Source organism: Bacillus sp. AK128, assembly GCF_053903075.1.
On record NZ_CP096379.1, the window covers coordinates 4,222,021 to 4,243,566 of the forward strand.

Here is a 21,546-nt window from a genome sequence, read left to right on the forward strand (position 1 = left end):
TCCATAATAACCTCCTCATACCATTACTCTTAGTTTTATTAGGTTTTGTTATACTTGTTATTCCTTACCTAGTTTGCCAATATCGTGATGATATCTTGGTCTAGGCTTTTTGCGCCTTCTTGGAAGACGAGTCTCGTTTTAAAACGGTAGGTTAAACCTTCTGACGAAGGGTGTATATCAAGTGGAATATAGAAAGAAAACGGAATCTCCCTCTGATCCTCAGAGTCAATACTATTACTGGTTAAGATAGTTGTCGTTTCTACTACTTCTTCTTGTACCTTGTCAGTTTTGACCAAATCACATTCAATTCTTTTGATTTGCTGTTCAATGGTTCCACCATTTATATAAATTGCTCCACTTATACTTTCTCCAAGCTTCGCCTCTGTTTTTTCAAGAACTAAATCAACCTTTGCTGAGCCAATTCCTAGTAAGGACATATATTTCCTTAACAGCATTTCTTCTCTCCCTTTCGTATTTATTAGGTTCTTTTTTCTTCAATTTTCTTTTCTATTTTTTCAAGTTCTTCTCTTGACTTTAGTATCTCTTCTTTATTCTTTAAAATTAAATCTCTAAAAGAAAGTCGCTCTTTTTTTACGTTTTTGATTCGATTCACTTTCATCCCTCTTTTCCCTTACAAACAAAAGACCTCTACCGGAATCGGTAAAGGTCTAAGAAAAATAAATAAAAGACCTTTACGATTGGTAAAGGTCTTGCTAACAACGTACGTTGCCACTATAGCCGAGGGATTTGTACCCTGAAATGACGACTATAATGTAAAAGCTACTCCCCTTTAGGAGATCTATTCGTTTTTGATATCCTTATTCTATAAGATTATAGCCAGAAGTCAATAGGCAATTTATTAATTATCTCCATTTAGAAAACTTCCTAAAATTCCTCCTTCACCAGTAGAGCGACCTCCACCTTGTGGAGCATTCGCATAAATTCGATCAGCCAATCGGCTGAATGGAAGCGATTGTACCCATACTGTTCCAGGACCTTTGACTGTCGCAAAGAACAGGCCCTCTCCTCCGAAAAGAGCTGTTTTCACCTTACCAACATATTCGATGTCATAGTCAACATGTCGCGTCATTGCAACTAAACACCCTGTATCAATACGTAGCTTTTCTCCTGGTTGTAAGTCCTTTCTATAAATAGTTCCTCCTGCATGAAGAAAGGCTAGACCATCACCTTCTAATTTCTGCATGATAAACCCTTCACCACCAAAAAAGCCTGCTCCTAGCTTTCGCTGAAAATCAATTCCAATCGAAACCCCTTTTGCCGCACAAAGAAAAGAATCTTTTTGACAAATGACCTTACCATCTAACTCACTCAAATCCATTGGTATAATTTTCCCAGGGTATGGAGCAGCAAAAGAGATATGCTTTTTACCATATCCTTTGTTAGTGAAAACCGTCATAAATAAACTCTCACCCGTAACAATTCGTTTTCCTGCCCCTACAAGCTTGCCAAGTAATCCTTTACTTTGAGAGGTCCCATCTCCGAAGATAGTTTCAAGATCAACACCATCCTCCATCATCATCATTGCTCCTGCTTCCGCAATTGCACTCTCTTCAGGATCCAATTCAATCTCAACAAATTGCATATCATCACCATAAAGCTTAAATTCAATCTCGTGTGAATTTTTCATTATGCCCCATCCTTTTGTTCAAATTTTATCTACAAAATCATATACGAATGAATTATCTAATTAGTTTCAAAAATTCCTTTCTAGCTTGCGTTAAGAATAAAATAAACTAACATGGTTACCAAAATCCCACCAAATAATAAAATCGATAAAATAATATGTACCAGGTGTAACCATTTAGGTTGTTCTTGGTTTTTAGGCTTCATGAAAACCACTCCACTCAGATTTTTTATATTAGACGAAAAAAACTGATTAATTGTTTCAAATTTTTGGAAAATATTCCGTATGATAAAGGATAAAGTGACGGTATCAATTTTCAAAGGTGTCCATCTAAAATATTGAACATTGTGTATACAACAATTAATAAAGTTGGACAAAAATGGAGGTTTTAATAAATTTCATATTTTAAAATAAACGAAAATGCATTATGTTTAATTTAGTACTTTATTCGAGGTGGGATTTTATGGAAAAGGAAATGATTAAGTCCATTCGTGTGCACTATAATATGACCCAACGAGAATTTGCAAAAGCCATTAATTGCAGTTATTCCCTCATTGCCTTGGTAGAACTAGGGAAAAGAAGAATTACAGATAATTTAGAGAATAAAGTAAAAGAGAAGTTCCGTTTGAATGATGACCAGATTTCTTATATAACATTTTTAGTTGAAGAAATCGGAAAAGGCATGACACCTTTTATATAAAATTGCTGCCATAATCTATTGAATAAAAGCCATTTTTCTTTAGTTTAGCCAAAATAAAAAAGCTAGCCTAAACTAGCTTTTTACTAAATCCTGTGTGGAATCTAAGAGTGCATCTATATCAATCGTAAATAGGCGTTCCTTTTCTACTAGCTCTTTCTCAATCTCTCTAGTTGCTTCAAGCATCTTATCAATATCTTTAAAAAGGCTTTTCATGTATTATCCTCCCCATTGATGCTACCAAGCACCTGCTTTTGCAAGGTCCTGTCTTCTATACACTTCGCAAAAGGATTAGTTTATCTGGGGGTATTTTGATTACTCCTACTCACTCATTATTTTTATACTCTTATCAATTAACTCTTTTCCTGAGATCATATTTTCACCTCCACCTTGTGATAATCGCTCATTCCCGCCACCTTTTCCGTTAATGTACGGAAGTACTTCCCTGATAAGAACATTCATTTTTACATTCGTGTTTTCACCAGAAGAAAAAACAAGTTGAAGTCGATCATCGTTCTCTGTCACAAGAAGTGCAATAACTCCCTGATCAGCAGAAGTTAACATTTTAGCCATTTGCTGAAGCTCTTGAATACTTCGATTTTGAAAAACATAAGCAATAATTCCTGAGTCTTGCTTATTCTTCAAGAGCTCACTTACTTCATATTCCGTTAACTTATCCTTCATCTCTTTGATTGTTCGATCAAGTTCACCGTTTCTCAAAAGTAAATTTTGAATAGTCTCTACCATTAATTGCTCGGAAGAACTAATCATCTTTCCTACTTCTTTAAGGACCTGGTTTTTTTGATGAAGCTGCTTCCTTACTCGATTCCCGCATACAAATTGGACACGTGTTTTACTTTTTTGACGCTCCCAATCCAAAATTTTAATTGATGCTACCTCGCCAGTCGATATAGGATGCGTTCCTCCACAGCCGTTATAATCAAAATCAGGTATGATCACCAGTCTAATATTTTCTGTTACGGAGGTTTTTTTCCTTAAGGGGTACTGTTCAATTTCACCTTCTGTTACCCATTTTATTTCGATTCGTCGGTTTTCTAAGATAATTGCATTAGCTAGCTCCTCAACTTTCTCCACCTCTTCTAGACTAAGCTCTTCAGTATCAAGATCAATAGTTAGAATGTCCTTCCCTAAATGGAAGCTAACGGTTTCATAGCCTGTTACCTCAACAAAAGCAGCAGATAAAATATGTTGACCTGCATGCTGTTGCATATGGTCATAACGTCTATTCCAGTCAACTCGTCCCTTTATCGTTCCTTGATGATTTTCCATTCTTAAATTCAGATAGTGACGGATTTCCCCATTTACTTCTTCTACATTCAAGACAGGGCTACTATTTAGAAAGCCCATATCATTAGGTTGTCCACCCCCTGTAGGATAGAAAGCAGTTTGATTGAGAATTACATACCAATTCCCAGCCTCATCCTGGTTTTGACTTATAACATTTGCAGTAAATTCAGTTATGTATGCATCCTGATAATATAGCTTATTTTCTTTCATCACTTTACCTCATTTCTCCAATTACTATTACTAGTTTAACTAATTCCATGTTGAAAGAGAAATGATGAATCACAAAAATAGAGACCCTATTGACAGGGTCCCTTTTGCTATTCTTGATCATCATCTTGATCTTCTTGATCTTCTTGATCATCTTGATCTTCTTCATTTTCATCATCATCATCTTCTTCTTCGTCATCCTTATCTTTCTTACCCTTTTGACGATTTTCCTCTGCTGCTTTTTTAGCAGCTTCACGCTTTTCTTCTGCTGCCTTCTTAGCCGCTTTACGTTTTTCTTCTGCTTCTTTCTTTGCAGCTTCACGCTTCTCTTCTGCTTCTTTCTTTGCAGTTTCACGTTTTTCCTCTGCTGCTTTTTTAGCTACTTCACTTTTAAGATTTTCTTCCGTTTCTTCATGATCATCTTCTTCTGTAGCTTCAGTGATTTCTTCTTCTATCTCTTCAATTTCTTCTTCAACTTCCTCTACCACTTCTTCATTACTTTCTTCAAGCTCTTCTTGAAGCTCTTCCATTTCCTCTTCAGCCTCTTCCTGGGAAAGTTTCCCTTCGTTAAGCTTAGTTTGGATTTCAAGTATTTTTGCTTCAATCTTTTCTACCTTTTCATTTCTCTTACCTAATTTTTTATTTAATTTTTCAAATGACTTTTGGATGTTCTTTGCAAGTGCTTCTTGTGCTTTTGGATTTTCAACCTTCTCTAAAGCCATTAACAAAGCATCTATATTAGCTGCAAGCTTTCCTTGAACTAGATCAACAGTCGGCAGAGTTTCTTCCTCTTCTTTTGTTTCTGTTTGAATTACATTCTCTGTTGATTCAGTTGGTTCCTTACCCTCATCTTCTAGTTCCACTTCAGGTAGCTTTTCCTCTGCTAGTTCTTGAGTAGTAATAGCTTCTTGTAGTAGCTCCTCCGCTTCCTCTGACTTGCCATCAGCAATTAAGGCATTTGCCTCTTTAATCCGTTCAGCTGCAAATTCTGCTAACAGGGCTGCTTCCTTATATTCATCAAAAGTTACAGCTAATCTAATTTTTTCAGCCATTAGTTTAACGAAATAAAAGAAATCTCCAGGAATTAAGGAAAGTTTTTCTTTTTGTTCATCCTCACCGTCTTCAGTTGACCCTACTTCTGGTGATGTTACTGTAGCGTCTGTTGTCTCTTCTGTGACAGGAACTGTAGTCAGTTCTGTTGAATCTGTTGATGTCTCTTCATTTACAACCGGATCCGTCACTTCAGTATTAGCAGACGCATGAGTGGTTCCACTTGCAAAAACTAAAGTAGTCGCTAAGGCTCCACTAGTTAATAGAGTAATAAGTTTATTAGTACTTTTCATTCATTTCTCTCCCTTTGATGGTTAATGTATTTTTCTGGCTGCTAAATGTTTCGACAGTTCTTTTACTTTTATGTCCCTATTATAATTTTTTGAAATTTTAAGAAGATTACTCGTTAACTGTTTGAAAATTCTAAAAAATTTACTGTTAATTAAAAGGAAATTATTGCTTATTTTACAATTGGTTACTACAATAGGAGTAGATAGTAAGAGTAGGGAGTATTGACAAACAGTAGATCTTGTAGTTTACCAATATAATAAATATCGTTGGAACACCGTAGACGCTGCTAAGGGAAAATTGGCTTGGCCAATGATAGTTTGACGGGGAAAGGGACTGATTAGAAAGAGATGAGCAGTTCAAATACTATAAATCATGATGAAAAACGTGTCCTCTTACAACAGCATATTGAAGAGATTTTACCTAAGTATGAAAAACTTTATAACTCAAATATGGATGCATTATTTATACTAGATTTACAAGGCTTCTTCGTTAAGGCAAATACTGCTTTTCAAGAGCTCTCCGGATATACAGAAGAAGAATTAACACGACTTACATATAATCAATTACTATCTAAAGATGATCAAAATGAAATAGAACTTTATTTTTCGCGTTCCATAAAAGGAGAGTTTAAAAATTTTGACTGCAGCTTTATTAAGAAGTCAGGGGGGAACATCAACCTAAATATTTCCAATATACCTCTTTGTAGAAACAGTGAAATGGTTGGAATAGCTTGGGCTGTGAAGGATGTTACCCATTTTAAACGTCAACGGGAAAAATACAAAAGGGATCAAGAAATATTCCAGATTGTTACAGAACATTCTTTAGATATAATTATCCGAGCTACTACAAATGGGGAGATTCTCTATATTTCTCCGGCATGCGAAAAGATACTAAACTATACGGCTAGTGAATTAGTTGGTAAAAACATATCAACCTTAATTCATAATTATGATGCTAATAGAGTAGAAAAGTTCCGTGATGACATTCTAAAGCAAAGAAAAAATAGTAGAGAGTTGTTTAAGATGCTGAATAAGCATCAAGGCTACGTTTGGGTTGAAGCCCTTTGCAAGCCCATTTTAAGTGAGACAACAAGCGAAGTGACGGAAGTTGTTTGTACCATTCGTGACATATCCGAACAGAAAAAAGCTGAACTTGAACTAAAAGGAAGAGAAGAAACCTATCGTAACCTTGTTGAGTATTCACCAGATGCCGTAATGGTCGTTCGAGGAAATGAGATATTATTTATTAACGACACTGGAATGAAGCTACTTGGTGCACAATCAAAAGAAGAAATTTATCAAAGAAAGATAAGTGATTTTGTACATTCGGACTACATAGAGCTTGCCTTCAGGAGAATTAACATTGTTAAATCTGGTTCGGCTACTCAATTTACAGAATATAAGCTATTTCGATTAGATGGATCAACGGTTGAAGTTGAAATTATGGGAATTCCAACAATTTTTGAGAATCAACCTGCCAATCATGTCATCATCAGAAGTGTAGAAGAAAAAAGAAAAACCCAAGAGCTCATTCTCCATTCTGAAAAGCTAGCAACAGCTGGAAAACTAGCGGCTGGTATTGCGCATGAAGTAAGAAATCCGCTTACTGCTATAAAAGGCTTTCATCAGCTAATGCAATCTGAATCCGATACGAATAAAAAATATTACGAAATCATCAATGCAGAAATAGATAGAATTGAACTTATTTTAAATGAGTTATTAGTCCTCTCTAAACCACAGGAGCTGAAGGTTGCTAATATTGAGCTCATTAGGCTTGTAGAAGATATCAAAACCTTGATTGAAACAGAAGCTAATATGAAGGGGATTCAAATAAGGACGCATTATGATTATAAAAAACTAGCTTTAAAAGCTGATAAGAATCAGTTAAAACAGGTCTTCATCAATATCCTTAAAAATTCTATTGAAGCCCTTGAAAAAAATGGGGAGATTACACTCGAGGTTAGAAGTCATGGTACTTCAAAAATTAAGTTATTATTTAAGGATAATGGATGTGGAATACCAGAGCATCTATTAAAGAGAATCGGTGAGCCGTTTTTCACAACAAAGGAAAATGGTACTGGCTTAGGAATTATGATTTCTAAACAAATTATTGAAAACCATAATGGGAATTTTTACATTTGGAGTGACCCAAAAGGTACAATTATTGAAATCATCCTACCTGTTACAATTTAACTCACTGTGGACCTCGAACCTAAGTCTCTATATCAAATAGCAATCATTTTACTAATCCTATACATTCTAAACTTTATAATTTCTTTTGCACTAAATATATAATCCTTACTAAAAAAATGGATCCAAAATGGATCCATTTTTTTATTTCGCTAACGTATTTGTTAATACTGGTACTACCTGTTTTTTCCTTGAAACAACACCTTTTAGTGTCGCAGTTTGATCTACTAACTTCACGTTAAATGCTTCTTCAACAGCGGAAGTCTTTTCACCTAATGCTAAACCAACCGAATCATTTGTTAAAATATCAGTGACAACTAATAAAAATAAGTCTAGTCCTTTTGCATGAATAACCCCAGTTAATGCTTCTACAATTTCAGCTTTACGTGCTAAAACATCATTTGTATCAACCGCATTAACCTGTGCGATTTCGACCTTATAGCTTCCCATTTCAAATTCCTTCGAATCTAATGATATCAGTTCCTGTACAGTTTTATCACTTAAGTTGGCTCCTGCTTTCAGCATATCAAGACCATATTGATCTACATCAACCCCTGCTATTGCAGTAAGCTCACGTGCTGCTGCAATATCTTCTTCTGTACAAGTTGGTGACTTAAACAACAAGGAATCTGAGATAATTGCAGATAACATAAGTCCCGCAATCTCCTTACGTATGGTCACCCCTTTTTCCTTGTATAGCTTGTTAAGGATAGTAGCTGTACATCCTACAGGCTCTGCACGGAAATATAAAGGATCACTTGTTTCAAAGTTTGCAATTCGGTGATGATCAATTACTTCTAGCACTCTTACTTGGTCAAGATCATTAGCACTTTGTTGACGCTCATTGTGGTCAACTAGTATAACTCCATTTACTTCATTCGCTACCGTTTCAACAAGCCGAGGTGCATCAGCATTAAAGTAATTAAGTGCAAATTGAGTTTCCTCATTAATCGCACCTAACCGTACTGGCTCAACCTCTTGTCCTAAAGCCTTCTTGAGCTCCGCATAGGCAATTGCTGAACAAATTGAATCTGTGTCAGGGTTTTTGTGTCCAAAAATAAGTACCTTTTCCATATTCAAACTCCTTTTACTATGTAATCAATCATCTAATTATAAGGCTGTTTTTGTTGACATGAATTTTAGTAAAACAACCAATTACAAAATGAGCATATTCCATAAGTCAGTATATCAAAAAATGACTATAAATATCTATATGTCCGTATAGGTTGTATAGGCTCTTTTCGGAAATATTGTTGCCAGGCATTAAAAAAGGAAAGCTTATCGCTTTCCTTTTTGTACTCTTACCAGAATGGACGGCGTACAGGTCCCAGTGGTCCAGGTCCTGGAGCATGAACATGTTGATGTGTAACAAAATTCTGAGCCGAAGTAGTATGAGGGTAATAATGAACATGAACAAATTTTTGATGGTGATTAAAAACGGTGTGAGAAGGATGAATATGTGGTACCTTCACTACGTTTGCTGTATTTACCGGATTTACTTGCGTTGGATAAACTACTGGACGTACAGGCTTTCTGCAAAATGACATACACTCTTCCTCCTTTTTTTATGATTACGTAATATCATATGTAAAGTGAATCATAAAGGAATAGACATCTATCTTATTTCTAAAAGCCTAATCGTTGCTGGTTTCTTACCACTTTATAGAAAAAACAAACAAAACAAAAAACCCTGATCCTATAATCAGAGTTTCTCATGAATTATATTTTTAATGGCCATTAAGTAGCAATGGGCTAAGGAAACCTACTAAAACCATTAAAAGCCCACCAAGAGTAAATAAGCCAGGGAAAAACGGTAAATAGGAGCCTGCTCTTTTCTCATCTGCTTCATTAAGATGTGACCAGATTAATGTCATAAGACCGAATGCCATTAGCAATGCACCTAACATTACGATAAGTTCATAGTTCAAAAGTTCCACCTACCCTTCATGCCTATTTTAACATATTTCGACAGATTGATAGAATTATTTAATCTCCATTTTTACCAACATACTCCTTATGGAATGAATAAAAGGCTGTGTTAAATCATGGTGTTGATTTTCGTTACAGGACACTCGCTTTCCGCGGGGCGTGCGGTGAGCCTCCTCAGCTTCGCTTCCGGGGTCTCACCTGTCACGCTGCTCCCGCAGGAGTCTCGCATCCTTCCACTACAATCAACTCTGCTAAAAATTAACATTGTACTTTAACAGGCCAAATTAAAAAGCCCCTCGTAGCCGAGGAGCTTGGTGTTATCGATTATAGTACTTCGATCTCATTATCATTTCTAAGCTGTTCGATAATTTCACTGATCTTTTCTTGTCTCTTTTCTAAAATTGCTTGTTGTTCTAACTGAGCTTTAATTACATCAAGTTCTTGTACTTCTTGCTCCTGTGATTCCATTGCTTGTTTATATTGATCATAAACCGCATTAACTTCTTCGTCAGAAACGGTGATTTCACCCATTGATGTTTCTAAATATGAGGTGATTTGTAATTCGTCTTTAATTCTTGCTTTCAAGCTTGCTTCAGTTAGATTATTTTCCTCAAGTGCTTGAGTAAATTTCTCTTCATCCTCAAATTGCGCCTTCATTTCATCGAATTGCTCATTTACCGTTGCTTCTTCAGCCTCAACACCTTCGTTTTTAGCCTGCTGTAAAAGAAGCTCCGTATTTATAAGTTGATCTAAAATTTGAGTTTTCAGCTGTTCTTTCATCGTATCATCAAGGGTCTCAATATCGACTCCCTGCTGAGCATAAGATGCTTTAGTATCTTCAAATAATAAATCATATTCAGACTGAAGAATTTCTTCTCCATTTACTGTTGCCAGTACTTTACCTTCTTCTGTATTTTCTGTTGTTTCATTACTTTCGCTATCATTATTACAAGCACCTAATATCATTAGGCAGGTTAGAGCTAACATCATTACTAGAAATCGTTGCTTCATTTGCTATCATTCCTTTCCATTTGCTCGTCCACCATTCTAACATAACTTGTATAAAGAATAATAGCCAAAACCCTACCTGTTACAGGATTGACATAAAAAGCTTTTCGACAAAAATCGGGTGATGACAGGGATCACCCGATTTATTTATATTTCAATTAGCTCAATTACCTCTTGGTTTAGACCTTTGTAAAATACGATTTTCCAACCATTCTCTGTAGAATACGGACCTTCAGTAGCTACCATTCCTTTAGTTGCTAAAGAATCGATGACATGCTCTAGACAATCAACGGACCAAGCAAGGTGGATAAATTCCTGATGCTGTATGATTCCTTCAGCCTGAATCAGTTCAAGTCGAGTATCTCCTTTTTTCATAAAAGTAATCATTTCTCCACATGCACTGATTCTTTGTTCAACTGAAAATCCAAACATATTTTCATAAAACAATTCTGTTTGTTTTAAATCTGTAACATATAGACCAATATGATGCATCTTCATAGAGGGTTCCTCATGGGTAGAATTAAGTTCATATCACCAAACTCATGCCAGAGATATCCTTTTTCAATAGCAAGATGATAAGCCTTAAATAATAATTTTTTTTCTATAAAGGCACTTAGTAAATCTAAATGGCTTGCTTCTGGCTCATGAAGACCTGTTAATAGTCCATCTACGGTCTTAACTCTTGTATCCTCGTTAATATAAAGTGTCGTTACTCCACTACCTGGATTGATATTTCCACTTTCATCTGCAACTGTCTCTAGTGCACGGACGACTGTTGTTCCGACAGCTATTATTCTTTTTCCGTTTTGTTTTGCTTTATTAATCTTATTAGCTACATTTACTGGGACATGGTAAGGTTCTGGATGCTGACTTGGGTTTGGCCATTGGTCGTTTCCATAATAGCTTAAACCTGCATGGAGTTGTAGGAAGGCAAGTTCAATACCCTTCTCCTTTAACAGATTTAACAATTTCCAAGAAAAAGCTCTGCCTGCGGATGCCATCTCAACCGAACCTGGAATAGACGCATAAACAGTTTGGTAGGAGTCTAGAGTCCATGGCTCTTTTATATATTCATAACGGATGGGCTCACCATATTCATATATAAAATCAAAAAGCTCCTGACCCTTTATTGAGAAATGAAGTTTAACTAATGGTTTTTCATTCCCACTGCCCGCTACTTTTGCCTTTATTCCATTGGGAAGTGAAATACATTCTAAACTAGAGAATAAACCACCCACTATTAAAGCTTCCCAATGATTTTCATTTATTTGTCTTGATAATCGTATCTCCACATCACGGTTACTTTGTGTACCTTTTAATACAGCTGGAATGGTTCGACTATTATTTAAGACCAGTACGTCCCCTGGCTCTAAGAAATGAAGTAGATCCAAAAATTCCCCATGAACGGTATTTCCTGTAGTTCGATCTAATACCATTAATCTAACATCATCCCGCTTCTTACCCAAATGTTCAATGGGCTGATCAGCATTTAAATAGTTAGGTACTTGAAAGGCTTGAGGTGCAGAACTCATAAACCATCCACCTCCTCTTTATTAAAACGTTGAGCCTCAAATCGTCTTCCGTTTATATGAGAAGATTGGTCAGAGCCTAGATACAAAAAGACATCCACCACTTCCTCAGGCTTCGTTAAAGAATAATCACATTCTGGTACGGCAATTTTATGCATACCTGTATCCATCTCCCCTGGATCCACCATGTTCATTCGAACTCCAGATTCACTTAATTCATCTGCCCATGTTTGTGTTAACCCTTCCACCGCAAATTTGGATATTCCATAAGCTCCCCATTCTGCGTAACCAGTACGCCCTGCTTCTGACGTAACATTTATAATTGAGCCAGAACTTTTCGTTAACATACCAGGTAAAACCCTTTTCGTGACTAGGAACGGATTCATCAGATTGACTTTTAGAACCTCTTCAAATTGTTGATTGGAAAAATCAAGTAGCAGGGAAGGTCCAGGACCAAAGATAGAAGCATTATTGATAAGAATATCAACTTTACCGAACATATTCTCCACGACTGAAACAAACCGGTCTACATCTTTTTCATTAGCTACATCTGCATTGACAGCAACTACTTCCGCACCCGTTTGTTCAAGTTCAACTTTGATTTTCTGTATTTCTTCTTCATTTCGAGCACATATGGCAATTTGGTAGTCCTCCTTTGCAAACGCAAAGGCTAAAGCCTTTCCTAACCCTCTTGTTCCACCTGTAATCATAACCACCTTTTTAGTATTCATAGGTACATCTCTCCTCATCTCTTTTAATCTGCCTTCATTATAAAAAAGATAAGTACCTAATCCATCGTATACACGATGGATTTCTATATCCTAAAAATGGAGGAGCATTCTCTACAACTTTAGACTGAGAAAATGGCAATTTGATCCTTTTGAATGTGCTTATTATTGGTTTAAGTAGCAAGGGACAAGCGTATTGGTATAAACTAAATAAAAAAAATCGTTTCACCCGTATCCTTTTCGGATTGCTATTCGTTATAAGGGTAGAGACGTGTAAAGGAGTGTTTGTGGTGCAGAGTAAGGTAAGGAAAATTGAAGTAAAGGAAGCGAATGATATAGAGAAGGATATAGAAGAGCTGTATCCGAAGATTCAACGGTATTGTCAGATTCTTACTCAAAACTGTTGGGATCGTGATGACCTTTCACAGGAAGCCTTGTTAAAACTTTGGTCTCATTATCGTCATGCTCCCGTTGTGAATCCCGCCCTTTTAAACAAGATGGCTCATAATAAGTGGATGGATATACTTCGAAAACAACAACGGGAAACCATTGATGAAAGACCAATTAATGAAAAAGCTATCGATGACTCTGAAAATATTCACGCTCGAATGGAAGTGATTGATCTACTTACCAGTAGACTTACTCCAAAGCAGGCTGTCATCTTTACGCTAAAAGAAGGCTTTCAATATCAAATAAATGAAATTGCACAGGTTCTCCACACAACAGAAGAAGCGGTAAAAGCAGGACTTATTCGTGCAAAACAGAGACTGGAAAAATATCATCAACAAATTAATGAAAATCAGCGTGGTCAATATTGGGATGAGGGAGAGCGTGATTTCTTTTCTACCTTATTATACAAAAGCCTAATGGAACAAGACCCTTCTGAGTTAATTCAAGCTCTTCCATTCCTTCCATCACTTATTTCTAAATCAAAAAGCTCGCATTCACACACACGTCATAACATCACTCCTTCTAACACTGTCTACATGGCGGCTTAAAAGCCAAGGAGGTAGGTTTTATGGTAACAATTCCTTATGTCATCGAACAATCCAGTCGTGGAGAACGGTCGTACGATATCTACTCTAGACTATTAAAGGATCGAATTATTATGGTCGGTGATGAGATTAATGATACGGTAGCCAATAGCGTCGTTGCTCAACTTCTTTTTCTTGCTGCAGATGATCCTGATAAAGATATCTCACTTTATATTAACAGTCCTGGGGGCTCAACTACTGCAGGCTTTGCTATTTTTGATACGATGCAATACATCAAGCCAGACATACGAACTATTTGCACGGGGATGGCTGCATCTTTTGGAGCCATGCTCTTACTTGCAGGAACAAAGGGGAAGCGATTTGCTTTACCTAATAGTGAAATCATGATTCATCAGCCACTTGGTGGAGCCAGAGGGCAAGCCACGGAAATTGAAATCTCTGCCAAAAGAATACTCAAGCTCCGAGAGCATATTAATGAAATTATTTCAGAGAGAACAGGTCAGGCTGTAGAAAAAGTAGCGATGGACACAGATCGTGATTACTTTTTGAATGCTGAAGAGGCAAAAGAGTACGGCATTATTGATGAAGTCATCAAGACTAGTTAGTAAACGGATATTCGACTTCTTAACAAGTATACGTTAAAATAAAAAAGGTCATGTGGTATAAGCCACATGACTTTTTTGTAGAAGTCAACAAACTACTTACCATATAGACACGATAAAGGAGTAATTTTGATGATTTTATATGCCACACTTTTATTAACGATACTGGCGACACTTTCGATTATTTTAACTTCCATGATGAATAGGATTTCACCTACACCTACCCCTTACATGGTTAAAAAGTCTCTGTTAAAACTATTAGAACAGGAGGCCCCTAAAAAGATTGTTGATTTAGGTGCAGGCTGGGGAACTCTTGTGTTCCCTATTGCGCGGCAACACCCAGATGCAAAAGTTGTAGCCTATGAAAACTCCCTTATTCCTTTTTTATTTATGAAGCTTAGACAGTTGATTACACGAGCACCAAATTTATCTATTGAGAGAGCAAATTTCTATAAAGAGGATCTTTCTTCTTTTGACCTAGTTGTTTGTTACTTATTTTCACGGGGAATGAAGAAACTTAAAGGTAAATTTGCAGAGGAACTTGCCCCTGAGTCTAAAATATATACCCATACCTTTGCGATCCCAGGTTGGGAGCCTGCTCAAAAATGGAAGGCCAAGGACTTGTTTAGATCTCCTATCTACAAATATGTAATTTCCCAAAAAAACATCAAAAAAAACCACTAATCTATTAAGGGTGTGGACCATTTATCGGTACCTCGTCCATACCCCACTATCTTTAAAACCCTATTGTTTATAGCTTTTCCCTTTCTCGGGATTTGCATAAGACAAGCATTAGCTTTTACCTCTTCCTTACCTCTTCTTCAGTTAACACCTTATTAACTAACCCTATTTAACAATTTAAAAAAATCATCACCATCATAATCATTCCACATAGGCTATCATGTAAAAGCCATTAGGAGGTTTGTAATGAGAAATGTAAACTGGAATCCATATCAAAGTAATCCAGCTGGAACAAATTATGTAAATGGAATGATGAACTCTGGTTATCCAGGTTCCTTAAATCCATATTCAACACCGTCTTTTCCTGGTTACCCGAATTTTGAAGGGCCTCTACCTGGGCCAAACCATAACATGCCTTATCCAGGTTACCCGAACTTTGAAGGGCCTCTACCTGGACCAAACCATAACAACCCTTATCCAGGTTACCCGAACTTTGAAGGGCCTCTACCTGGACCAAACCATAACAACCCTTATCCAGGTTACCCAAACTTTGAAGGGCCACTGCCTGGACCAAACCATAACAACCCTTATCCAGGTTACCCAAACTTTGAAGGGCCACTGCCTGGACCAAACCATAACAACCCTTATCCAGGTTACCCGAACTTTGAAGGGCCACTGCCTGGGCCAAACTCTAACTTTTCTTATCCAGGTTGGTCCCAAAATATTGGTGACTAACACAGCATATATGGGTAGATTCTCAGCCAACAATTTCTGTTGGCTGGAGATCAACCATAATATGTTAAAATTAATGCCCCTAATAACCCCAAAGCAGAAATAAAACCTACCATAGGCCCACCTTCCTCAAATGCTTCAGGGAGCATTGTTGAAGATACCATTGCAAAGATTCCTCCAGCAGCGAAAGCACCAATGGTGGTAATTAGGACCTGAGAGGATACATCGATTAACACATATCCTAAAAAAGAGCTAATTGAGGATAGAGCCATTACAATTAACCACAATAATAATATTCTCCCCTTTGAATACCCATCCTTTTTCATTCCTATACTACTGGAAAGACCCTCAGGGAAATTACTTATGAAAATCGCAATTACAATTAACCAACTGACAGAATGATTTTCAAGAAGACTAACCCCAATTATGACAGACTCAGGGATTGCATCAATGATTGTTCCTATAAAAATAGCTAGTCCAGAGTGACCAACAGGGCTAGTTTTTGATCGTTTCCTTTCATGGCCACCTTTTCTCATAATTAATAGTTCAGCTATAATAAATGCCGAAGCACCTAATAAAAAACCGATGGAAGGATATAGAATTCCGCCATCTCTTACAGCATCGGTTAGTAGCTCAAAGGTAGCTGCCCCAATAAGAACGCCAGTACCAAACGCCATAATAAAGGCAGAAATCTTATCAGGTATATTCTTATAGATACCTAGGACTGCTCCTAGTAATAAAGATGAACCAGCAATGCCACCCCAAAATAACGCTTGTAACATTTAATATAACTCCCGCTTTTTTATGGTTAATATACCCAACTAATATCTTTTAATAAGCCTACATTTCAACCTAACCGGTCTTTCTATGTGAAAATTAATGTAAAAGACCCCTCGACCGCCTTTTCGTTCCTACGAATTTTCTATTGTAATATTATCCAACTTTGATAAAATTTTCTTATATGCATTTCAAGGGGGGACGTCATTGTCAATTATAGCTAAGGATATCATTGTTAATCTGTTCCTTTTTATCAGTCTCCTTTTCATTTATATTATTAAAGTCAATATTACTTCTAGATTTAAAAGTTACTCTAATTACCGTAAGACACTACTGGTAAGCATCTGTATTTTAGGCCTATTTCTTTGCTATTTTTTCCCTATGCAAAAAACAAATGGCATTACAATAAATCTCGGATTAATTCCCATTATGATTGCTGGTCTTTATGGTGGGTGGATTGGTTATATCGCATTGTTAGCATGCACTAGTCTGCTCGTGCTTATCGCTAACCAAACAATTTCCCTTTTCATATTATTTCTTAGTGTTTTACTTATAGTTTTCTTTTATTTTTTCTCACCTATTTACTTAAAAATGAGATTAAGAATTAAGCTTCTCACATCTGTTTGCTTAGGCTCCCTTCTAATGGGAGTATTATTGTGGAATCAGGGGATATTTTCATTCTCTTGGACTACAAGTTTACTATTCTTATTTGCTATTTCTTTTGGGACAGGCCTAATTGTTTATACATTAGAATTCTCCCATAATCATTTTTTAATATTAAATCAATTGCAGCGAGCCGAAAAAATGAATGTAGTAAGTCATTTGGCAGCTTCTATCTCACATGAAATTAGAAATCCCCTCACATCGTCTCGGGGATTCCTACAATTGTTACAGCAAGGCTCCGTGACTGATGAACAAAGAAAATCTTATTCAGAGATCGCGATTAAAGAGCTTGATCAGGCAGAGCGAATTATTAGAGACTACCTAACATTTGCTAAGCCGGCTCCTGAAAAAAGTGAAAAACTTAATGTGCAGGATGAGATTTTAAATGTCGTATCACTAGTGAATCCTCTAGCTAAAAACACGAATGTACAAATTAACGTTAGTATGACACAAGGATGGATTGAGGGTGAAAAGTCTAAGTTTCAACAATGCCTTATTAACTTAGTGAAAAATGGAATTGAATCCATGCCAAAAGGTGGATATTTATTTATTAATGTTAGTAAACAAAAGGATTCAATGATTATCCAAATTGAAGATCAGGGTTACGGAATGAATCCTGCTCAGATAGCCAGGATTGGGGAGCCCTATTTCTCAACAAAGGTTAAAGGCACAGGTCTTGGGATGATGGTAGTTTATCGTATAGTAGAGTCAATGAGAGGAACTATTTCAGTAAAAAGTGAAGTAGGAAAAGGGACACTCTTCAGGTTGTCCTTTCCTTCTATATAAATACTATTCTTGTATGTAAGGGCCAGTTATGGTCCTTTTTTATATTCCATTTAATATGTTCAATCAACGGGAACTAAGAACCTCAGGACGCAATTAAATCCACAAAAGATCCTATGAATACAATTATAATCGTTAAAGTAAAATGGTATTTTTTTACTTCATACTACCTTCCTATCAAAAATAAGATATATTCGCCTAATTTACATGATTTTCATGACATCTATATCTTATTACCCAAGCTTTATAAAAAACATCTCGACATTTAATTTAAAAAACTTACATGATATTACTTCAGTCCATATACCCACATCCTTTAATACCCTACAAAACTACTGTATTCAGGAGTTTATAGGACTTTTTTAACATTTCTACTAACAATCATTCATATTAAATTGAAATATTTGTAAGATTATAGGGTATTTTAATTCGTTTCTCTCGACATCCTTCAACACCTAGTTTTTAAATGTTTTCATATAATTCAGACATAGGACATTCGTAATATATTTTTCTATACATAAAGTTATATACATAGAGTTTTACACATATAAATTTTATCAGAAAAAGGCAAACCTATTGAAAAATAGGGACGCAAAGTCACGGGTCTAAAATTGGATTTTTTTCTAATGATGACGGCTGGTCTGCCTGAAATACGACTAGTATTTTAGGAGGGTATATGATGATTACAGATCTTACAAAAGGGTTAGAAAAGCTTGACCAAGAGTGGGTAGACCTTATTTTAGCCGCGTTGGATATGGGACTTAGTGTGCAGGAAATCCAAGCCTTTTTAAGAGAACCTCTTACTTTTGAAAAATAATTCTGTCTTCAACGTTCTTCAAATGGAACATTTTCTTCGTTATATGTTATAATCATAGCGAAGGAAGGTGACAAAAGTGATTGGGCAACGCATAAAACAATACCGTCTTCGTAAACATCTGTCTTTATCAGAGTTAGCTGAGCGTGCAGGAATTGCGAAATCATATCTAAGTTCGATAGAAAGAAATCTTCAATCTAATCCTTCAATACAATTTTTAGAGAAGATTTCAGTAGTACTAGGTGTCTCCGTTAATACTTTATTGAATGACCAGGAATCCGAATTTTCAACTGATCGATCACTAGATTCAGATTGGGAGAATTTAGTTCGGGATGCTATGAATTCAGGAGTATCCAAGGAGCAGTTTCGAGAGTTTTTAGAATTTAATAAATGGAAGCAACAAAAATAAAAGCGTTTAGATGGCTAAACAGTCATCTTAAACGCTTATTTTCATTTTTTACAAGTCACTGGTACTTCTTATAAATGCGAATTTAAATATAAGTTAAAAACCTTATCTTTCTTTTCTTGAGACCTTCTTTGTTTTCTTGATAAATAGGAATTACCTTCTCTATTTTATGAACTTCAGCCTGTCTGTGTCTTAGATGAGAAATATCTTTATAGCAAGATGGACATATCCACTTACCTGTCTCACTACTACTATAAGAAGGCCTTATACAACGATCACATGTTTTTTTATACATTTTCATATCCTCCAGAAAATTGTTAGTAATCCACAAAACAAATCTAGTTTATTTATATGACTGTGATCTTGCATTTAGAATTTGCTAGACATTAATTCTTTATAAAGAACAACTAGAGAAAGTAGTTCCTAATATATGTAATTTATTTTAGAATCTTGATTAATTGTCGAAGCTTTTCTTTATCAATTTTAGATTGGCTCATCTCTAGTGCTAAATCTATGATTTCTTTATCTATTAATGTTACATCTCGATCATCATCATTTTTCCCAGATATTAAAAAGTGCACCTCGATTTTTAGTGCATGGGCTAGCTTTTCCATTACTTCAATACTTGGATTATTTTGTTTTCCTCTTTCTATGAAGCTTAAATATGATTTTGAAACTCCTGATACATTTGATAGTTCTGTTAATGACATTCCCCTTTTTAAACGAAGTTCCTTAATTCTTTTACCATCCATAGTATGATCTCCTTTTCCGCTTAGATAAATCCCCCTTACTTATGTAAAGAATAAATGTTTTCAAATGATCCATTGGTTCTTTATTGAGAACGTGTATTTATAGTATACTAAGCTTATTCTAAAAAGTAAAGCAAGCGCAACTGTAAGGGAAGACAATCTCAATTAGTTGAAAATAATAGACCTATACAATTAGGAAAATAAATTAACCTTATCGACATTATTTAACACATTTTTCCAAATAAGTTCCATATAATATGAATATTGAAATGACAAATGGCTCACCAATTATTATTAATGCCGAAATAAAATTAGGCATATGGACTTATTTTAACTAATTGATTGAGCAATTGAATCGGAGGGTCAATATGAATAAAATCGAGAAGCTGCAAACCAAGAATTCTTTAGAGGATGAGTTAGATTTAGAATGGGTTGAACTTATTTTAGAAGCAATACAGCTAGGGTTAACTCAGCAGGAGATTCGTGAATATTTATTAGCTAATGGCCCCTTCTTTCAAGCATTGTAAATTTTCTTTTATAATTCTTACTAGTTGTAGCTACTACATAAATAACATGACTTAAGGACCTATTCGTATTCACGACAGGTCCTTAAGTCAATACTCCGTATTCTTTATAAACAACTATTTAAGCCTTCCCCTTGCATCTACCCTCCAAGAGTCAATCACAATCCCATCTTTATGAACCACATATTCCTCGAACATATTTGCTACTGTACATGCATGGTTCGGTATGATTTGAACCTGATCATTCACTTTTAAAATGGGTACTTCTTCAAATACTCCTACTCCATGCTCTTCAGATAAACGTTCAATTGTTAACTCTTGATGGTTCTTTACAATTCCAAAGCCTTTAACGGTTTCATTCCCATGAGCACCTTTATCTAGGCAAAGTGATTTACTGCCAGTATCAAAAACGATCCGATTCGTATAAACACCTACTACTGAAGCTAAAACAGTTAGAGCACACTGCTCAATAGTTGTTACACCTAATCCTACTTGGATGGCATCATAAAAGACCGCATTTCCCGATCTAACCTCAGTTATACCTTTTATACTGCCAGCTTTTTTATAGGTAGGTGTTGAACCAACACTTCTTACTACTATCGGTATACCCGCTTTTTCACAAGCATTTGCACTTTCCAAAACTGCGTTAGCCTCTTCAACAGCTATTGTTTCAATTTCATCCAATGATTCGGCTGCATAGGAATGACCAGCATGGGTGAAGATGCCTCCGAGCTTTAATTTCGGCCGGTTAAGGATTGCTTTCGCTAAGGTTAACGCAGCTTCACCAGGTTCTACTCCACAACGATTTAAACCTGAGTTCACCTTAATCCACACCTCGAGCTGAAAAGGGGTGTTCATCAGTTCTTTAGTTAAACAATCAAGCTGAATTTCTTGGTCAACCGCAATCTTTAAGTGAATTCCTTGTTCAAGCAAATGTATCAGTCGTTTAATTTTCAACTTACTAGAAATCGGATAAGCAATTAAAATATCTTTTATTCCGCCTTCGGCCATCACCTCAGCCTCACCAACTTTTGCAACAGTAATTCCGACTGCCCCTGCGTCTATCTGCATTTGTGCAATTTTAATAGATTTATGTGTTTTGATATGGGGACGTACCGAAACTCCCATTTCGTTTGCAAACCTTGCTACCTCATTTATGTTTCTATTTAATTGATGATAGTCTAGTAGGAGAGTAGGCGTGTCTAAATCTTGTATTAAGGTCATCTTTGGCCTCCACAT

General features: G+C 36.0%; 27 protein-coding genes and 1 riboswitch. Of the genes, 10 read left to right on the plus strand and 17 right to left on the minus strand.

Annotated elements, in window-relative coordinates; genetic code table 11:
* Window positions 1-68: 68 nt before the first annotated feature.
* The 4 genes from M1D60_RS21190 to M1D60_RS21205 all read right to left on the minus strand — a co-directional run bounded on the left by M1D60_RS21190 (window position 69) and on the right by M1D60_RS21205 (window position 1,851).
* Window positions 69-455 (minus strand): sporulation protein, encoded by a 387-nt coding sequence (locus M1D60_RS21190; RefSeq protein WP_456276789.1) that lies wholly within the window; start codon window positions 453-455, stop codon window positions 69-71.
* Between the two features lie 23 nt (window positions 456-478).
* The gene (locus tag M1D60_RS21195) at window positions 479-613 is read right to left on the minus strand and encodes an FbpB family small basic protein (RefSeq protein WP_456276790.1); all 135 of its coding nucleotides are present in this window, start codon (window positions 611-613) and stop codon (window positions 479-481) included.
* Window positions 614-859: 246 nt separating this feature from the next.
* Window positions 860-1,648: a TIGR00266 family protein gene (locus M1D60_RS21200; RefSeq protein ID WP_456276791.1), complete on the minus strand. Its 789-nt coding sequence runs from the start codon at window positions 1,646-1,648 to the stop codon at window positions 860-862.
* 80 nt (window positions 1,649-1,728) lie between these two features.
* Window positions 1,729-1,851: a hypothetical protein gene (locus M1D60_RS21205; RefSeq protein WP_456276792.1), complete on the minus strand. Its 123-nt coding sequence runs from the start codon at window positions 1,849-1,851 to the stop codon at window positions 1,729-1,731.
* Window positions 1,852-2,108: 257 nt separating this feature from the next.
* Here M1D60_RS21205 and M1D60_RS21210 point away from each other — a divergent pair, with 257 nt between their 5' ends.
* The gene (locus tag M1D60_RS21210) at window positions 2,109-2,345 is read left to right on the plus strand and encodes a helix-turn-helix domain-containing protein (protein WP_456276793.1); all 237 of its coding nucleotides are present in this window, start codon (window positions 2,109-2,111) and stop codon (window positions 2,343-2,345) included.
* A gap of 72 nt (window positions 2,346-2,417) precedes the next feature.
* Here M1D60_RS21210 and M1D60_RS21215 read toward each other — a convergent pair whose 3' ends face one another.
* From M1D60_RS21215 to M1D60_RS21225, 3 genes are all read right to left on the minus strand, one after another.
* Complete coding sequence (locus M1D60_RS21215) at window positions 2,418-2,558, minus strand: hypothetical protein (protein ID WP_456276794.1); 141 nt, start codon at window positions 2,556-2,558, stop codon at window positions 2,418-2,420.
* 105 nt (window positions 2,559-2,663) lie between these two features.
* The gene (locus M1D60_RS21220) at window positions 2,664-3,860 is read right to left on the minus strand and encodes an alanyl-tRNA editing protein (protein WP_456276795.1); all 1,197 of its coding nucleotides are present in this window, start codon (window positions 3,858-3,860) and stop codon (window positions 2,664-2,666) included.
* Window positions 3,861-3,967: 107 nt separating this feature from the next.
* Entirely contained in the window at window positions 3,968-5,200 is a 1,233-nt protein-coding gene (locus M1D60_RS21225) for a DUF5667 domain-containing protein (protein WP_456276796.1), read from the minus strand.
* A 345-nt stretch (window positions 5,201-5,545) separates the two neighbouring features.
* Here M1D60_RS21225 and M1D60_RS21230 point away from each other — a divergent pair, with 345 nt between their 5' ends.
* On the plus strand, window positions 5,546-7,390 hold the full coding sequence (locus M1D60_RS21230; protein WP_456276797.1) for a PAS domain S-box protein: 1,845 nt from the start codon (window positions 5,546-5,548) through the stop codon (window positions 7,388-7,390).
* Between the two features lie 141 nt (window positions 7,391-7,531).
* Here M1D60_RS21230 and M1D60_RS21235 read toward each other — a convergent pair whose 3' ends face one another.
* The 7 genes from M1D60_RS21235 to M1D60_RS21265 all read right to left on the minus strand — a co-directional run bounded on the left by M1D60_RS21235 (window position 7,532) and on the right by M1D60_RS21265 (window position 12,584).
* Window positions 7,532-8,461 (minus strand): manganese-dependent inorganic pyrophosphatase, encoded by a 930-nt coding sequence (locus M1D60_RS21235; protein ID WP_456276798.1) that lies wholly within the window; start codon window positions 8,459-8,461, stop codon window positions 7,532-7,534.
* Between the two features lie 227 nt (window positions 8,462-8,688).
* Complete coding sequence (locus M1D60_RS21240; protein ID WP_456276799.1) at window positions 8,689-8,934, minus strand: CotD family spore coat protein; 246 nt, start codon at window positions 8,932-8,934, stop codon at window positions 8,689-8,691.
* Window positions 8,935-9,114: 180 nt separating this feature from the next.
* Window positions 9,115-9,315: a hypothetical protein gene (locus M1D60_RS21245; RefSeq protein WP_456276800.1), complete on the minus strand. Its 201-nt coding sequence runs from the start codon at window positions 9,313-9,315 to the stop codon at window positions 9,115-9,117.
* A 325-nt stretch (window positions 9,316-9,640) separates the two neighbouring features.
* Window positions 9,641-10,327 carry a SurA N-terminal domain-containing protein gene (locus M1D60_RS21250; protein ID WP_456276801.1) on the minus strand — a complete coding sequence of 229 codons (687 nt, stop codon included), beginning with the start codon at window positions 10,325-10,327 and terminating at the stop codon, window positions 9,641-9,643.
* 144 nt (window positions 10,328-10,471) lie between these two features.
* Complete coding sequence (locus tag M1D60_RS21255; RefSeq protein WP_456276802.1) at window positions 10,472-10,822, minus strand: VOC family protein; 351 nt, start codon at window positions 10,820-10,822, stop codon at window positions 10,472-10,474.
* Window positions 10,819-11,856, minus strand: coding sequence for an S-adenosylmethionine:tRNA ribosyltransferase-isomerase (locus M1D60_RS21260; protein ID WP_456276803.1), 1,038 nt, complete (start codon window positions 11,854-11,856; stop codon window positions 10,819-10,821). Before M1D60_RS21260 ends, M1D60_RS21255 begins: the two co-directional genes overlap by 4 nt.
* Window positions 11,853-12,584: an SDR family NAD(P)-dependent oxidoreductase gene (locus M1D60_RS21265; RefSeq protein WP_456276804.1), complete on the minus strand. Its 732-nt coding sequence runs from the start codon at window positions 12,582-12,584 to the stop codon at window positions 11,853-11,855. Before M1D60_RS21265 ends, M1D60_RS21260 begins: the two co-directional genes overlap by 4 nt.
* Before the next feature lie 287 nt (window positions 12,585-12,871).
* Between M1D60_RS21265 and M1D60_RS21270 the strand changes: the two genes are divergently transcribed.
* The 4 genes from M1D60_RS21270 to M1D60_RS21285 all read left to right on the plus strand — a co-directional run bounded on the left by M1D60_RS21270 (window position 12,872) and on the right by M1D60_RS21285 (window position 15,594).
* Entirely contained in the window at window positions 12,872-13,579 is a 708-nt protein-coding gene (locus M1D60_RS21270; protein WP_456276805.1) for a sigma-70 family RNA polymerase sigma factor, read from the plus strand.
* Window positions 13,580-13,599: 20 nt separating this feature from the next.
* Window positions 13,600-14,181, plus strand: coding sequence for an ATP-dependent Clp endopeptidase proteolytic subunit ClpP (gene clpP / locus M1D60_RS21275; protein ID WP_456276806.1), 582 nt, complete (start codon window positions 13,600-13,602; stop codon window positions 14,179-14,181).
* A gap of 129 nt (window positions 14,182-14,310) precedes the next feature.
* Window positions 14,311-14,862, plus strand: coding sequence for a methyltransferase (locus M1D60_RS21280; protein WP_456276807.1), 552 nt, complete (start codon window positions 14,311-14,313; stop codon window positions 14,860-14,862).
* Window positions 14,863-15,105: 243 nt separating this feature from the next.
* Window positions 15,106-15,594, plus strand: a complete 489-nt coding sequence (locus M1D60_RS21285) for a hypothetical protein (protein WP_456276808.1) — start codon at window positions 15,106-15,108, stop codon at window positions 15,592-15,594.
* A 50-nt stretch (window positions 15,595-15,644) separates the two neighbouring features.
* On the opposite strand, the gene M1D60_RS21290 is transcribed toward M1D60_RS21285, so the two are convergent.
* Window positions 15,645-16,373, minus strand: coding sequence for a ZIP family metal transporter (locus M1D60_RS21290; RefSeq protein WP_456276809.1), 729 nt, complete (start codon window positions 16,371-16,373; stop codon window positions 15,645-15,647).
* A 202-nt stretch (window positions 16,374-16,575) separates the two neighbouring features.
* Here M1D60_RS21290 and M1D60_RS21295 point away from each other — a divergent pair, with 202 nt between their 5' ends.
* From M1D60_RS21295 to M1D60_RS21305, 3 genes are all read left to right on the plus strand, one after another.
* Window positions 16,576-17,817, plus strand: coding sequence for an ATP-binding protein (locus M1D60_RS21295; RefSeq protein ID WP_456276810.1), 1,242 nt, complete (start codon window positions 16,576-16,578; stop codon window positions 17,815-17,817).
* A gap of 553 nt (window positions 17,818-18,370) precedes the next feature.
* A riboswitch (cyclic di-GMP riboswitch) is annotated at window positions 18,371-18,463 on the plus strand.
* 30 nt (window positions 18,464-18,493) lie between these two features.
* Window positions 18,494-18,631 (plus strand): anti-repressor SinI family protein, encoded by a 138-nt coding sequence (locus M1D60_RS21300; protein WP_456279512.1) that lies wholly within the window; start codon window positions 18,494-18,496, stop codon window positions 18,629-18,631.
* Between the two features lie 76 nt (window positions 18,632-18,707).
* Window positions 18,708-19,037 (plus strand): helix-turn-helix domain-containing protein, encoded by a 330-nt coding sequence (locus M1D60_RS21305; RefSeq protein WP_456276811.1) that lies wholly within the window; start codon window positions 18,708-18,710, stop codon window positions 19,035-19,037.
* 434 nt (window positions 19,038-19,471) lie between these two features.
* Here M1D60_RS21305 and M1D60_RS21310 read toward each other — a convergent pair whose 3' ends face one another.
* Window positions 19,472-19,786, minus strand: coding sequence for a helix-turn-helix domain-containing protein (locus tag M1D60_RS21310; RefSeq protein ID WP_456276812.1), 315 nt, complete (start codon window positions 19,784-19,786; stop codon window positions 19,472-19,474).
* Between the two features lie 365 nt (window positions 19,787-20,151).
* On the opposite strand from M1D60_RS21310, the gene M1D60_RS21315 reads away from it, so the two are divergent.
* Complete coding sequence (locus M1D60_RS21315; RefSeq protein ID WP_456276813.1) at window positions 20,152-20,310, plus strand: anti-repressor SinI family protein; 159 nt, start codon at window positions 20,152-20,154, stop codon at window positions 20,308-20,310.
* Window positions 20,311-20,424: 114 nt separating this feature from the next.
* On the opposite strand, the gene M1D60_RS21320 is transcribed toward M1D60_RS21315, so the two are convergent.
* Window positions 20,425-21,531 carry an alanine racemase gene (locus M1D60_RS21320; RefSeq protein ID WP_456276814.1) on the minus strand — a complete coding sequence of 369 codons (1,107 nt, stop codon included), beginning with the start codon at window positions 21,529-21,531 and terminating at the stop codon, window positions 20,425-20,427.
* Between the last annotated feature and the right edge of the window lie 15 nt (window positions 21,532-21,546).

What these genes read in the sequence shown, in the direction of transcription:
- M1D60_RS21190 (WP_456276789.1), bottom strand. Translation starts at nt 455, where the DNA reads ATGCTGTTAAGGAAATATATGTCCTTACTAGGAATTGGCTCAGCAAAG.
- M1D60_RS21200 (WP_456276791.1), bottom strand. Translation starts at nt 1,648, where the DNA reads ATGAAAAATTCACACGAGATTGAATTTAAGCTTTATGGTGATGATATG.
- M1D60_RS21205 (WP_456276792.1), bottom strand. Translation starts at nt 1,851, where the DNA reads ATGAAGCCTAAAAACCAAGAACAACCTAAATGGTTACACCTGGTACAT.
- M1D60_RS21210 (WP_456276793.1), top strand. Translation starts at nt 2,109, where the DNA reads ATGGAAAAGGAAATGATTAAGTCCATTCGTGTGCACTATAATATGACC.
- M1D60_RS21215 (WP_456276794.1), bottom strand. Translation starts at nt 2,558, where the DNA reads ATGAAAAGCCTTTTTAAAGATATTGATAAGATGCTTGAAGCAACTAGA.
- M1D60_RS21220 (WP_456276795.1), bottom strand. Translation starts at nt 3,860, where the DNA reads ATGAAAGAAAATAAGCTATATTATCAGGATGCATACATAACTGAATTT.
- M1D60_RS21225 (WP_456276796.1), bottom strand. Translation starts at nt 5,200, where the DNA reads ATGAAAAGTACTAATAAACTTATTACTCTATTAACTAGTGGAGCCTTA.
- M1D60_RS21230 (WP_456276797.1), top strand. Translation starts at nt 5,546, where the DNA reads ATGAGCAGTTCAAATACTATAAATCATGATGAAAAACGTGTCCTCTTA.
- M1D60_RS21235 (WP_456276798.1), bottom strand. Translation starts at nt 8,461, where the DNA reads ATGGAAAAGGTACTTATTTTTGGACACAAAAACCCTGACACAGATTCA.
- M1D60_RS21240 (WP_456276799.1), bottom strand. Translation starts at nt 8,934, where the DNA reads ATGTCATTTTGCAGAAAGCCTGTACGTCCAGTAGTTTATCCAACGCAA.
- M1D60_RS21250 (WP_456276801.1), bottom strand. Translation starts at nt 10,327, where the DNA reads ATGAAGCAACGATTTCTAGTAATGATGTTAGCTCTAACCTGCCTAATG.
- M1D60_RS21255 (WP_456276802.1), bottom strand. Translation starts at nt 10,822, where the DNA reads ATGAAGATGCATCATATTGGTCTATATGTTACAGATTTAAAACAAACA.
- M1D60_RS21260 (WP_456276803.1), bottom strand. Translation starts at nt 11,856, where the DNA reads ATGAGTTCTGCACCTCAAGCCTTTCAAGTACCTAACTATTTAAATGCT.
- M1D60_RS21265 (WP_456276804.1), bottom strand. Translation starts at nt 12,584, where the DNA reads ATGAATACTAAAAAGGTGGTTATGATTACAGGTGGAACAAGAGGGTTA.
- clpP (WP_456276806.1), top strand. Translation starts at nt 13,600, where the DNA reads ATGGTAACAATTCCTTATGTCATCGAACAATCCAGTCGTGGAGAACGG.
- M1D60_RS21280 (WP_456276807.1), top strand. Translation starts at nt 14,311, where the DNA reads ATGATTTTATATGCCACACTTTTATTAACGATACTGGCGACACTTTCG.
- M1D60_RS21285 (WP_456276808.1), top strand. Translation starts at nt 15,106, where the DNA reads ATGAGAAATGTAAACTGGAATCCATATCAAAGTAATCCAGCTGGAACA.
- M1D60_RS21290 (WP_456276809.1), bottom strand. Translation starts at nt 16,373, where the DNA reads ATGTTACAAGCGTTATTTTGGGGTGGCATTGCTGGTTCATCTTTATTA.
- M1D60_RS21300 (WP_456279512.1), top strand. Translation starts at nt 18,494, where the DNA reads ATGATTACAGATCTTACAAAAGGGTTAGAAAAGCTTGACCAAGAGTGG.
- M1D60_RS21310 (WP_456276812.1), bottom strand. Translation starts at nt 19,786, where the DNA reads ATGGATGGTAAAAGAATTAAGGAACTTCGTTTAAAAAGGGGAATGTCA.
- M1D60_RS21315 (WP_456276813.1), top strand. Translation starts at nt 20,152, where the DNA reads ATGAATAAAATCGAGAAGCTGCAAACCAAGAATTCTTTAGAGGATGAG.
- M1D60_RS21320 (WP_456276814.1), bottom strand. Translation starts at nt 21,531, where the DNA reads ATGACCTTAATACAAGATTTAGACACGCCTACTCTCCTACTAGACTAT.